10 protein-coding genes are annotated in these 12290 nt (G+C 60.8%); all 10 read left to right on the top strand.

The features are described from left to right. Positions 1–9 precede the first annotated feature (9 nt). The 10 genes from sucD to ddaH all read left to right on the top strand — a co-directional run bounded on the left by sucD (position 10) and on the right by ddaH (position 12265). Positions 10–912 (top strand): succinate--CoA ligase subunit alpha, encoded by a 903-nt coding sequence (gene sucD, locus ACTJJW_RS00670; protein WP_462642066.1) that lies wholly within the window; start codon positions 10–12, stop codon positions 910–912. A gap of 264 nt (positions 913–1176) precedes the next feature. Then, positions 1177–4773 carry a S8 family serine peptidase gene (locus tag ACTJJW_RS00665; RefSeq protein ID WP_462642065.1) on the top strand — a complete coding sequence of 1199 codons (3597 nt, stop codon included), beginning with the start codon at positions 1177–1179 and terminating at the stop codon, positions 4771–4773. 121 nt (positions 4774–4894) lie between these two features. Beyond that, positions 4895–5071, top strand: a complete 177-nt coding sequence (locus ACTJJW_RS00660) for a hypothetical protein (RefSeq protein WP_462642064.1) — start codon at positions 4895–4897, stop codon at positions 5069–5071. Then, a complete protein-coding gene (gene dhaK / locus ACTJJW_RS00655; RefSeq protein ID WP_462642063.1) occupies positions 5071–6069 on the top strand; it encodes a dihydroxyacetone kinase subunit DhaK in 999 nt (332 codons plus the stop codon). Before ACTJJW_RS00660 ends, dhaK begins: the two co-directional genes overlap by 1 nt. 5 nt (positions 6070–6074) lie before the next feature. Continuing rightward, positions 6075–6716: a dihydroxyacetone kinase subunit DhaL gene (gene dhaL / locus ACTJJW_RS00650; protein WP_462642062.1), complete on the top strand. Its 642-nt coding sequence runs from the start codon at positions 6075–6077 to the stop codon at positions 6714–6716. Between the two features lie 2 nt (positions 6717–6718). After that, positions 6719–7501: a dihydroxyacetone kinase phosphoryl donor subunit DhaM gene (gene dhaM / locus ACTJJW_RS00645; RefSeq protein ID WP_462642061.1), complete on the top strand. Its 783-nt coding sequence runs from the start codon at positions 6719–6721 to the stop codon at positions 7499–7501. 96 nt (positions 7502–7597) lie between these two features. After that, a complete protein-coding gene (locus ACTJJW_RS00640) occupies positions 7598–8812 on the top strand; it encodes a cell division protein PerM (protein WP_462642060.1) in 1215 nt (404 codons plus the stop codon). A gap of 9 nt (positions 8813–8821) precedes the next feature. Next, on the top strand, positions 8822–9406 hold the full coding sequence (purN, locus tag ACTJJW_RS00635) for a phosphoribosylglycinamide formyltransferase (RefSeq protein ID WP_462642059.1): 585 nt from the start codon (positions 8822–8824) through the stop codon (positions 9404–9406). A 5-nt stretch (positions 9407–9411) separates the two neighbouring features. Beyond that, positions 9412–11013, top strand: coding sequence for a bifunctional phosphoribosylaminoimidazolecarboxamide formyltransferase/IMP cyclohydrolase (gene purH, locus ACTJJW_RS00630; RefSeq protein ID WP_462642058.1), 1602 nt, complete (start codon positions 9412–9414; stop codon positions 11011–11013). Between the two features lie 52 nt (positions 11014–11065). Further along, a complete protein-coding gene (ddaH, locus tag ACTJJW_RS00625; protein ID WP_462642057.1) occupies positions 11066–12265 on the top strand; it encodes a dimethylargininase in 1200 nt (399 codons plus the stop codon). Positions 12266–12290: the final 25 nt, after the last annotated feature.

The raw sequence follows: 12290 nt of genomic DNA, 5'->3' as shown, positions 1-12290 counted from the left end.
GAACCGAGCATGTCAATTTTCCTCAACAAGGATTCCAAAGTCATCGTTCAGGGCATCACCGGCGGTGAGGGCACCAAGCACACCGCCCTCATGCTCGCTGCTGGTACCCAGGTCGTTGGCGGCGTCAACGCACGCAAAGCCGGCACCACTGTTATGCATCGAGACAACAACGGCGGCGATGTTGAGTTGCCCGTGTTTGCTTCTGTTGCTGAAGCAATGGAGAAGACGGGGGCGGATGTTTCGATCGCTTTCGTTCCACCAGCGTTCACCAAGGATGCCGTTGTCGAAGCTATCGACGCTGAGATCCCGCTGCTCGTCATCATCACCGAGGGCGTACCTGTCGGCGACTCCGCCGAGTTCTGGGCTTATGCGCAGGACAAGGGCAACAAGACCCGCATCATTGGGCCGAACTGCCCCGGAATCATCACCCCCGGTGAAGCACTCGTTGGCATCACGCCCGCGAACATCACCGGCAAGGGCCCCATCGGTCTCGTCTCCAAGTCGGGAACGCTCACCTACCAGATGATGTACGAACTGCGTGACCTCGGATTCTCGACCGCAATCGGCATCGGTGGTGACCCCATCATCGGCACGACGCACATCGACGCACTTGAAGCGTTCGAGGCTGACCCTGAGACCAAGGCAATCGTTATGATCGGTGAAATTGGTGGAGATGCTGAAGAGCGTGCCGCTGACTACATCAAGGCTCACGTAACGAAGCCTGTTGTTGGCTACGTTGCTGGTTTCACGGCTCCCGAGGGTAAGACCATGGGTCACGCCGGTGCGATCGTTTCTGGCTCTGCCGGTACCGCTCAGGCCAAGAAGGAAGCCCTTGAAGCTGCCGGTGTGAAGGTCGGCAAGACGCCGTCTGAAGCCGCCAAGCTCATGCGCGAAATTCTCGAAACGCTATAACTAGCAAACACTGCTAGTTGGCGTAGTTCGCTAAACACAAGCGCCGCCCGTCTTAAAGACGGGCGGCGCTTGTGTCAGTTAAGGGCTGTCCCCCAAAAAGCGGACAATGTGTCACGTTTTGATAACGAGACGTTTGGAGCACCCCCTGTAGGGGGGTAGAACGCACATATAGTGGCACTTGGTGAGTGCCCGACCGCCAGCAAGCAGTACGCAAGCAAGCAAGTTCAGATCAGTAATCCCATTCAACGAAGAATAGGAACATTCGTGAGCATTCGAAGAGTTATCTCGGTTGTGGCGGCGACAACGCTCGTTGCAACCTCTCTGGTTACCGGCGCCGCACTCGGCGCCACAGCTGCACCAGCATCCATTGGTGGCGGCGGCCAAACTGAATTCACCCCTGGGCGTTACATCGTCACCATGGTGGATCAGGCTGCAGCAACTTACGACGGTGGAGTTCGCGGCTTTGACGCGACGACACCACCCGACGGCGAGCAACTCAACCCTCGCCGACAAGTAGTGCAGAACTACACCGAATATTTGGAAGAGAAGCAAGAGGATGCCGCGGCATCCGTCGGTGCTGACATCGAGTACTCCTACACACTCGCCACCAACGGTTTCGCCGCAGATCTCACTGCAGAGCAGGCAGTAAAGCTCTCGGCAAATAAGCTGGTTGCGTCGATCGTTCCCGACGAGTTGAAGAAGATCACGGCAGCCCAGCGCTCGACCGAGTTCCTCGGACTTGAAGGTGCAGACGGAGTGTGGGCAGCTATCGGCGGCGCAGAAACCGCGGGCGAAGGCATCGTTGTCGGCGTGCTCGACACCGGCTTCGCCCCCGAAAACCCCGCCTTCGCAGGCAACGCTCTCGGCACCTCGCCCGGTGGGGCTCCCTACCGCGATGGTGACTCGATTGTGTTCCAGAAGGCTGACGGACAAACCTTTACTGGAGCGTGCATCGAGGGCGAGCAGTTCGCCGCCGACGATTGCACCACCAAAGTCATTAGCGCCCGATACTTCGTTGCCGGCTTCGGCGCAGGCAACCTCGGCGACGCGAGTGTCGGCGAGTACGTCTCCCCGCGAGACGGCGACGGGCACGGTTCGCACACCGCGAGCACCGCAGCCGGAAACCTCGAAGTTGATGCAACTGTTGGCGGAAACCCACTCGGATACTTCTCCGGCGTAGCCCCCGCAGCCAAAATCGCCGCCTACAAGGTCTGCTGGAGCGGCCCCGACCCGGTCAGCTCGGGCGACGACGGTTGTGCATCCACTGACCTCCTGGCCGCGATCGACCAGGCTGTTGCTGATGGCGTTGACGTGATCAACTACTCGATCGGTGGTGGAGCTGCCAGCAGCACCGTCTCGCCGACCGACCAGGCATTCTTGGGTGCCGCCGCCGCTGGTATTTTCGTTGCTGCTTCGGCGGGTAACTCTGGCCCGGGCGCAAGCACCCTCGACAATGCAGCACCGTGGATTACCACCGTTGCCGCGAGCACCATTCCGAACTACGAAGCCACCGTCACTCTCGGCGACGGTCAAGCATTCGCAGGAGCATCCATCACGGTCGACCTTGACCCTGCTGCTGAACCGCTCACCGGTGCGCTCGTGAACGCTGCGGATGTCGCGCTCGCCGGTGCAGAAAGTGCCAACCTGTGCTTGGCAGACACTCTCGATCCGACTCTCGTTGAGGGCAAGATCGTGGTCTGTGAGCGTGGCGCGATCGCCCGCGTCGACAAGTCGGCTGAGGTCGCTCGTGCCGGAGGTATCGGCTCGATCTTGGTGAATGTAACGCCGAGCTCGACTGACCTCGACACTCACGTGATCCCCACCGTGCACTTGGATGCCCGCTACCACGACCAGGTGCTCGCGTATGCGGCAACTGCGGGTGCAACGGCAACCTTCACTCCGGGTAACGAGACGGACTACCAGCCGCCGACACCACAGGTTGCCGGCTTCTCGTCGCGCGGCCCGGTTGACGCTGATGGCAGTGACATCGTTAAGCCAGACATCTCAGCACCCGGCGTGGGTATCCTCGCCGCCAGTGCCAACGCTGACGGCGCAGAACCGACCTTCAAACTGCTGTCGGGCACCTCGATGTCATCACCTCACGTTGCCGGTCTCGCCGCGCTGTACCTCGGCGAACGCCCCAACGCGACACCGGCCGAAATCAAGTCGGCGTTCATGACCACCGCCTACGACACGGTTGATGGTGACGGAAACCCCGTGACCGATCCGTTCACTCAGGGTGCTGGCCACATTGATCCGACCAAGTTCTTTGAACCTGGCCTGCTCTACCTGAACGGCATCGGCGATTGGCTGTCCTACATTGAGGGTGCTGGCTACGACGTGCTCGACCCCTCAGTCGAAGCAATCGATCCCAGCAACCTCAACCTGGCATCCATTGGTATCGGTTCGTTGACGGCCCCAGAAACGATCACTCGCACGGTTACCTCCACCCAGGCGGGCACCTTCGAAGCATCGATCTCGATTCCCGGAATCAACGCGACAGTATCGCCATCAACGCTGACGTTTGGCGCTGCGGGCGAGACTCAGAGCTTTGAGGTGACCTTCAGCCGAACGGATGCTCCGCTCGACCAGTTCACCACCGGAACGCTCGTCTGGACCAGCAGCAACACCGTCGCACACAGCCCCATCGCGGTGCGACCTGTCACAATCGTCGCCCCGGATTCGGCGAGCGGCACCGGAACTTATGGTGCAGTTGACGTGACGGTAACTCCGGGTGGAACGGGTGACATCCCGCTCGCATCGACCGGGCTCAGCGCGGGAATCTTCCACGAAGATCCCACGGGAACTGAAACGGAGCACTCCGGTTCGGGCGTCAGCGGTGATGAGTTCACCTATGACGTGACCGTGCCGGAGGGCACAACGTATGCGCGATTCGATCTCGACTCGATTGATGACACTGCTGACCTGGACCTGATCGTGTACCTGCTCAACGACGCAGGAACGCCGATCGCGGGGTGGCAGTCAGCCTCGGGTGCTGCCGATGAGCGAGTGAACCTCGCTGATCCAACGCCCGGTGACTACTTCGTTATCGCCTCGGTGTACGCGGCTAACCCCGCAACAGCGTTCGACCTCCGCACTTACGCGGTCGTACCGGGTGGTGAGCCCATCGGGCTGAACCCCGCAGTGCTGCCGGGAGTGCAGGGTGAACCAGTGACCTACACCGCATCGTGGGAGGGTCTTGCACCCTTCACGAGTTACCTTGGCCTCATCAGCTATGGCAACACCGGTGCGTTCACAGCGCTTGAGGTAGTCACTCAAGAGGATGTTTTGCCGGGAACTCCGGTAAACACTGTGCTGCCGTCAATCTCCGGCACGCCCATCGTTGGCAAGAAGCTCACCGCCACCCCCGGTGAGTGGGATGTTAACGGACTCAAGTTCAGCTACCAGTGGCAGGCCGATGGCGCCGATATTCCGGGCGCCGACAAGAAGAAGTACACGGTCACGGAGGCTGATGAAGGCAAGGCGATCACGGTTGTGATCACCGCGAGCAAGCGCAACCTGCCTGACGGAACCGCCACTTCAGAAGCGGTGATGGTGAAGTACAGCTCGAGCGTGAGCTTGTCGGTCAGCAAGCACGTCGCATTCTCATGGAACACCGTCAGTGCGACGATCCGTGTCGCCACGAGTGCGGATGACGCTGCTACCGGAGCCGTAGAGGTGACGGTCGATGGCAAGAAGGTCGACACTGTCACTCTGGAAGAAGCAGACAACGGAAAGGTGACGGTGATGCTGCCGAAACTCGACCGCGGTATGCATCGGGTTGGCACGGAGTTCACTCCCGCCGGCGACAACGTGACTGGCTCAACCAGTCGCACCGATTGGGTGTTGATCGTCTTCTAGGCGGTAGGCACCGAAGCACTACAGCAACGGCTGGTCGTCCCCACAGGCGGCTGGCCGTTGCTGGTTCTTCCCGGAGGACCGGCGCGCTGCAGCGGATCGTCGCTGCTGCGCTTAGTTGTCGGTGGGTCGGCTCGGCGCCGGCATTCTCGGCCGGGTCGCATGGGAGCAGATTTGGGTTTACCTTGGTGCTGAGCTCCTCGCCGGTGTGCTTGCTGCACTCGCGTTCGGCTTCATCTCGAAGACCAGCACTGACACAACCACCCTCACCGAGGCACTCACGGAAGAGAAGGCTAAGTAATGAAGAAACTGATCAACACCCCAGAGTCGGTACTTGCCGACGCGCTCGCCGGAATCGACGCCGCGCACCCCGATCTCAAAGTCGACCACGTCAACCGCGTGATCTACCGCGCAGAACCCACCCGTGCCGGCAAAGTCGCTCTGATCTCCGGTGGTGGTTCGGGTCACGAACCGCTCCACGGCGGCTTCGTTGGCCTCGGGATGCTCGATGCCGCCTGTGCTGGCGAAGTGTTCACCTCGCCAACCCCCGACCAGATGCAGGAAGCCACCAAGGTTGCTGACTCTGGCGCAGGAGTTCTGCACATCGTCAAGAACTACACCGGCGACGTCATGAACTTCGAGATGGCCGCCGAAATGGCTGAGGCCGAAAGCGGCGTCAAGGTCGCCTCGGTCGTCGTCAACGATGACGTTGCCGTGCAGGACTCGCTATTCACGGCAGGACGTCGAGGGGTAGGGCTCACCGTATTACTCGAGAAGATCGTCGGCGCAGCAGCAGAAGAGGGGCACGGCCTCGCCGCGGTCACTGCACTGGCACACCGCATCAATGACTCTGGCCGCTCCATGGGGATGGCTCTGACGAGCTGCACCGTTCCCGCGGCAGGAAAGCCCACCTTTGATCTGCCGGACGACATGATGGAAATCGGCGTCGGCATCCACGGAGAACCCGGTCGTCACCGCGAGAAGCTTGCGGATGCCGCATCCATCGCCAAGCAACTGGTTGACCCGATCCTGTCCGACATGGACTTCACAGGATCACCAGCCATTGTGATGGTCAACGGTATGGGTGGCACACCGCAGATTGAGCTGTACATCATGTACAACGAGGTCGCGAAGCTGCTTGAAGCCGCCGGAGTGAAGGTTGTGCGCAACCTGGTTGGCAACTACATCACGAGCCTCGATATGGCCGGATGCTCGGTCACAATTCTCAAGGCTGATGAAGAAATGTTGAAACTATGGGATGCCCCGGTGAACACCGCCGGGCTCCGCTGGGGAGTCTAAGAATAATGTCTACAAGCACCATCTCTCTCGACCAACTGATCGCCTGGCTTTCGCGGTTCCGCGATCTCGTGACCGAGAAAAAAAGTTATTTGACTGAACTTGATTCGGCCATCGGTGACGCCGACCACGGTTCGAACATGACCCGAGGTATGGGTGCGGTTGTTGAGAAGATCGGTGCGGCACCCTCGGCTGCCGTCGACGAACTCTTGAAGTCAGTGGGCATGACCCTCGTGACGTCCGTCGGCGGCGCAAGCGGACCCCTCTACGGCACCCTCTTCTTGAGGATGGGGGTCAGTGCCGGCACCGTCACTGAACTCGACGGTGCCGCCTTTGGTGCTGCGCTGCGAGCCGGTCTCGATGGTGTTGTTGCTCGCGGCAAGGCTGAAGCCGGTGACAAAACAATGTTCGACGCGATTGCTCCTGCGCTGGATGCCTGGGACGCTGCCGTCGCTGGCGGCAGTGACATTGCTGCTGCGGCATCCGCGGCTCTCGCTGCTGCCGAGGAGGGCCGTCTTGCGACCGAGCCTCTCGTCGCTCGCAAGGGTCGCGCGAGCTATCTCGGTGAACGCAGCGCTGGGCATATCGATCCCGGCGCAACGTCGAGCACACTGTTGTTCCAGGCGCTCGCCGACACTGTTGCGAGCTGAGCATGATCGGGATTGTTGTGGTGAGCCATAGCCCCGCCTTGGCGCGAGCGGCAGTGGATCTCTCGCTGGAGATGGTGGGGGAGACCCCGCCGTCGATTGCGATTGCTGCCGGCGCTGGCGACGGTGTCATCGGAACTGACGCTGTGAAGGTTGCCGAAGCGATCGACGAGGTCGCTAGCGGAGACGGCGTACTTGTTTTCATGGATCTCGGCTCAGCGGTGCTGAGCGGAACAATGGCCACCGAGTTCATGACCACGAGTGAGGAGGTCAGGCTCACGGATGCTCCCTTTGTCGAGGGGCTGATCGCCGCGGTCGTGCTGGCTAATGCTGGCGCGTCGCTGGACGAGGTTGATCGCGAGGCTCGAGCGGCGATGGGCGCGAAGCAGAATCAGTTAGCTGGACACGGGGGAGCGCCTGCAGCCGAACCTGTCGCCGTGGTCCCTGGCGATAGCTCCGCCACTCGCAGGCCGACAAGCCCGAACGCCGAGACCGCAGCGACGTCCGAGATCAGTGCAGAGGCACCTCTCATCAATCCAGACGGTTTGCACTCGCGACCCGCAGCCGCAATCGTTCAGGCACTCGCCAAGGTTGATGCGAAGGTCACAATCACTGATCTCACTTCGGGCAAGGGGCCGGTGGTAGCGAACAGTCTGATCGGCATCATGTCGCTCGGCGCGCCCAAGGATCACCGTGTGAAGTACTCGGCGACCGGAGCCGCCGCTCAAGAGGCCATTGACCTGCTCGTCGCGATGACTGCGGAGGGCTTCGGCGAACTCGCGAGCTAGTTGCCTGCGGGCGCAGCAATTGTTCCCTGTCAGATCGCTCTTTTGCGGTAGGCCGCCGCCGTGGCGGCTGAGAGTGGGGGTACGCTCACGTTCGACATGAATCGCCAGCTCACCCTCCTCTTTGCCGCCTTCGAGGCTCTCTTGGTGGTCGCCATCGGTATTGCGATACCGCTGGTTCCGCTCACGCTCTTGTGGGGAGTCCACTACGGTCTTGCGATCGATTGGACAGTGTTCTGGCGTGCGGCTGTCGACATCTGGTTGGTCGGCCATGGCGTCGACATGACGGTGGTGCTGGATCCGACTGTCTCGAAGTCGCTGGGTCTGGCTGCGGCGAGCACGCCGGTGACGATCACGATGGCGCTGCTCGGTTTTTCACTGCTCACGGTTCTGTTGGGTGTTCGGGCCGGCCGCCGGGTCGCGGAGACGTCGCACGCGCTGCTCGGTACATTTGCTTCGCTCGTCACGTTTGGTCTTGCATCGCTGGTGGTCGCGCTTTCGGCGCAGCATCCGGTCGCGAATCCCTCGCTATGGCAGGGCACGCTGTTGCCGACGGTGGTGTTCGCGGTTGGGCTCCTTATCGGAAGCCAAGTCGTAAACACGAAGAGTCGCGCTGTTGGCCCGGTTCGCCGTTGGGTTCTCGGATGGCCGGCCCACGTGCGTACAATCCTTGCGACGTCGCTGCGGGGCGGTGCAATCGCGGCTGCCGGCTTGCTGATGATCGCGTCAATTGCCACGATGCTAGCGATCATCACTTCCTATGCCGAGATCATCAGTCTGTATGAAGCGCTGCACACCGAGGTGCTTGGCGGCGTTGCGGTAACCCTCGGGCAGCTCGCGCTGTTGCCCAACATTATTCTCTGGGCCACCTCATGGCTGGTGGGGCCGGGCTTTGCCATTGGCGCTGGTTCGACGGTGTCACCGCTGGCTACATCGTTGGGACCGATTCCCGCGATCCCGGTGCTCGGCGCTCTACCTACTGGCGACTTTGCGTTCGGTTATGTTGGGCTTCTTGCCCCGGTGGTTGTTGGATTCTTGGTGGCGGCGGTACTTGGCCCGCGCATTGCGGGCGAATTACGTCGTCGCGAGCTGGCGATCGTGGCTCTGGGTATCGGCGTGACAGCGGCAACCATCATCGGGTTGCTTGTGTGGGCTTCGGCAGGTTCTGCTGGGCCGGGTCGCCTCAGTGATGTTGGTCCCCAGCCGTGGATAGTCACGGCGTGGGCCTTCGTTGAGTTCTCTGTCGCCGCTGGTCTCGGCTTGTTGACTTCTGCACGCCCAGAGAGGGCAGATGACGGGTTCACGCAGCGCTAGGCTGGGTGTGTGCTCACACTCGTTGTCTTGATCTCAGGGGGCGGGTCTAACCTCGCTGCCCTGCTCGAAGCGGCCGAAAGCGCCGATTTTCCGGCGCGTGTCCTCGCGGTAGGGGCCGACCGTGCCGCCGACGGTTTCGATCATGCCGAGCATTACGGCATCCCGACCTTCTCGGTGCCCATGTCCAGCTTCGCTAGTCGCGAGGAGTGGGGCGACGAACTGCTTGAGCAGATCCAGCTCTGGAATGCCGACCTCGTGGTGCTGAGCGGTTTCATGAAATTGCTGCCGCCGCGGGTTGTTGACGCGCTCTCTCCCAACATCATCAACACGCATCCGGCGTACCTTCCTGAATTCCCGGGTGCACATGCGGTTCGGGATGCTCTTATCGCGGGGGCAACTGAAACGGGTGCCAGCGTTATCAAGGTCGACAACGGTGTCGATAGTGGTCCGATCATCGTGCAGGAGCGCGTCGCGATCGAGCCCGGAGATACCGAAGAACACTTGCACGCACGCATTAAGCCGGTCGAGCGCCGGCTGCTTGTGCAAACGATCGAAGACATCGCAACCAACCGCATCAACCTAAAGGAACTCTGAATCTCATGAGCGGCCCAAGCCATAACCCTGCAGACTTTCGCGAACGCGACATTGTTCCTATCCGCCGCGCCCTCATTTCGGTGAGTGACAAGTCGGGGCTTCTCGAACTTGCTGGCGCGCTCGCGGCAGCCGGTGTCGAGTTGGTATCGACCGGCTCGACCGCCAAGACCATTGCTGCTGCCGGACACGAGGTCACTGAGGTGTCGAGTGTCACAGGCTTTCCCGAGTCGCTCGACGGTCGCGTCAAGACCTTGCACCCTGCAGTGCATGCGGGAATCCTCGCCGACCTTCGTCTGGAATCGCACGAAGCTCAGCTCGACGAGCTCGGCATCAAGGCGTTCGACCTCGTCGTCGTGAACCTCTACCCCTTCGTGGAGACGGTTGCATCGGGCGCAGCACCTGCCGACATCGTTGAGCAGATCGACATCGGTGGCCCCGCCATGGTGCGCGCTTCAGCCAAGAACCACGCCAACGTTGCGATCGTTACGAGCCCTGACAGCTACGACGAAATCATTTCCGCGGCTGGCGGAGACGGAACGAGCTTTGCGCAGCGTTATGCGCTCGCCTCCCGAGCTTTTGCTCACACCGCCGCCTATGACACCGCGGTATCGCAGTGGTTCCTGACCGGCGCACTGCTGGGAGATTCGGATGCCGCGGCATCCGTCCCCGCATTCCCCACCCACATTGACATCGCAGCCGATCAGCTTGCGGTGCTTCGTTACGGCGAGAACTCGCACCAGCAAGCCGGGCTCTACGGAGTGGCCGGTTCGAGCGGGATCGCTCAGGCTACCCAGCTCGGTGGCAAAGAGATGTCGTACAACAACTATGTGGATGCCGACGCCGCCCTGCGTGCCGCCTACGACCATGAGACTCCCGCTGTTGCGGTCATCAAGCACGCTAACCCGTGCGGAATCGCCACTGCAGCCACCATCGCAGAAGCTCACGTTCTGGCACACGCCTGCGACCCGATCTCGGCGTATGGCGGAGTGATTGCGGCCAACGGAATCATCACCAAGGCTGCTGCTGAGTCGATTTCACCGATCTTCACTGAGGTTGTTGTTGCTCCCGGCTTTGAGCCAGAAGCGCTTGAAGTTCTGCAGGCCAAGAAGAACCTGCGTCTGCTGCAATTGCCCGAGGGCTACGCTCGCGAGGGCAGTGAACTTCGCCAGATCTCGGGCGGCATGCTCGTGCAGCAACTCGATGACCATTTCGCACCGGTTTCTACCTGGACGCTTGCGGCGGGAGATGCCGCAGATGCTGACACTCTCGCGGACCTTGAGTTTGCGTGGCGGGCAGTGCGCGCCGTCAAGTCGAACGCTATTTTGCTGGCCGATGGCGGAGCATCCGTCGGTGTCGGCATGGGGCAGGTCAACCGTGTTGACTCGTGCCAGTTGGCGATTTCGCGTGCCGGTGACCGCGCTCAGGGCTCGGTTGCGGCCAGCGACGCATTCTTTCCCTTCGCCGATGGTCTGCAGTTGCTGCTTGATGCGGGTGTTCGTGCGGTTGTTCAGCCGGGCGGCTCCATTCGCGATGAAGAAGTGATTGCTGCCGCTATCGAGGCGGGCGTCACGATGTACTTCACGGGCGAGCGCCACTTCTTCCACTAAACGCGACCGACGTAAGGCAAACGCATATATTTCGACCGATACGTTAGGAAACATGATTAGTGTGGGTCGGCGCATAGCCGCAGCGTTTATTTCTGGAATTGCCGTCGCAGGCACCGTATATCTAGCAACAGGATTGGCGTTCTTTACAGCGAACGGTGCAGCAGCCGAGAATCTGCCAGCGATCGCTGAGTACTTCTTGCCGATGGCGGCAGTGCTCTTCGTGCTCTATTCGCTTGTCTCTGCGTTAGAGATCCACCGTTACTGGTTCACGGCAGCCGTTGTTGGTCTTGTGCTTGGTATTGTCTCGGCAGTGGTCGGCACAGCGCTCGGAATCATTGCGACTGGCGCCGAGCTGAATGCTGAGGCGTTCACCTTCATCCTCGCCACACTCCTGGGCACCAACCTGATTTTTGTTGTCGTAACCGTCATTGCTGCGATCACTGTTGGTCGCCGCGTCTGGAACGCGCTCACTGAGGGTGCAGTTCAGCCGACTCGTCTGATTGCTCTGGTTCGTGCACCGTCGTCGCGTTTGGGCGAGGGCGAACTCACCCACCTCGACCGTGTTGCTGTGGATGCTGACCTCGCTGACGCTCAGTGGGATGGCTACGTCGAAGCGCTGCGCGCCAATGGCTTCGAGACCATCGAGGTTGCTGCAGCCGACGAGCTTGCTGATTCCGTCTTTATCGAAGACACCGTAGTGATTTTCGGTGACGTTGCCGTGCTCACGAGCCCCGGTGCTGAGAGCCGTCAGGCCGAGGTTGAGGCTGTGCGCGCAAGCGTTTCTGCGCTGACGCTCGAAGTGCACGAGATCACTCAGCCCGGCACTCTCGACGGCGGTGACGTGCTCAAGGTTGGTTCTACCGTGTACGTCGGTCGTGGTGGGCGCACGAACGCCGAAGGCATCCGCCAGCTTCGTGCCATCGTTTCTCCTCTGGGCTACTCAGTAATTGCCGTTCCGGTCGAGAAGGTGCTGCACCTTAAGAGTGGGGTTACCGCTCTGCCTGACGGCACGGTCATTGGCTATGCCGATCTCGTTGACAACGTTGACCTTTACGACCGCTTCTTGGCTGTTCCTGAGGCCGAGGGTGCTGCTGTTGTTGTGCTGTCGGATGATGCTGTGCTCATGTCATCGTCAGCGCCCAAGACTGTGGCACTCATCGAAGATCTCGGGTACCGCGTAGTCACGGTCGACGTGTCAGAGTTTGAGAAGATGGAAGGCTGTGTTACGTGCCTTTCGGTGCGCATCCGCTGAATTGAGTTAATTTCATAAAATCGTG

This window comes from Rhodoglobus galactosidasius (assembly GCF_054957775.1).
The sequence above is the reverse complement of the archived record's forward strand: the minus strand, read 5'-3'. Positions and strand labels throughout refer to the sequence as shown.

Coding starts and splice junctions, on each gene's coding strand:
- sucD (WP_462642066.1), top strand. CDS start 10: ATGTCAATTTTCCTCAACAAGGATTCCAAAGTCATCGTTCAGGGCATC.
- dhaK (WP_462642063.1), top strand. CDS start 5,071: ATGAAGAAACTGATCAACACCCCAGAGTCGGTACTTGCCGACGCGCTC.
- dhaL (WP_462642062.1), top strand. CDS start 6,075: ATGTCTACAAGCACCATCTCTCTCGACCAACTGATCGCCTGGCTTTCG.
- dhaM (WP_462642061.1), top strand. CDS start 6,719: ATGATCGGGATTGTTGTGGTGAGCCATAGCCCCGCCTTGGCGCGAGCG.
- ACTJJW_RS00640 (WP_462642060.1), top strand. CDS start 7,598: ATGAATCGCCAGCTCACCCTCCTCTTTGCCGCCTTCGAGGCTCTCTTG.
- purH (WP_462642058.1), top strand. CDS start 9,412: ATGAGCGGCCCAAGCCATAACCCTGCAGACTTTCGCGAACGCGACATT.
- ddaH (WP_462642057.1), top strand. CDS start 11,066: ATGATTAGTGTGGGTCGGCGCATAGCCGCAGCGTTTATTTCTGGAATT.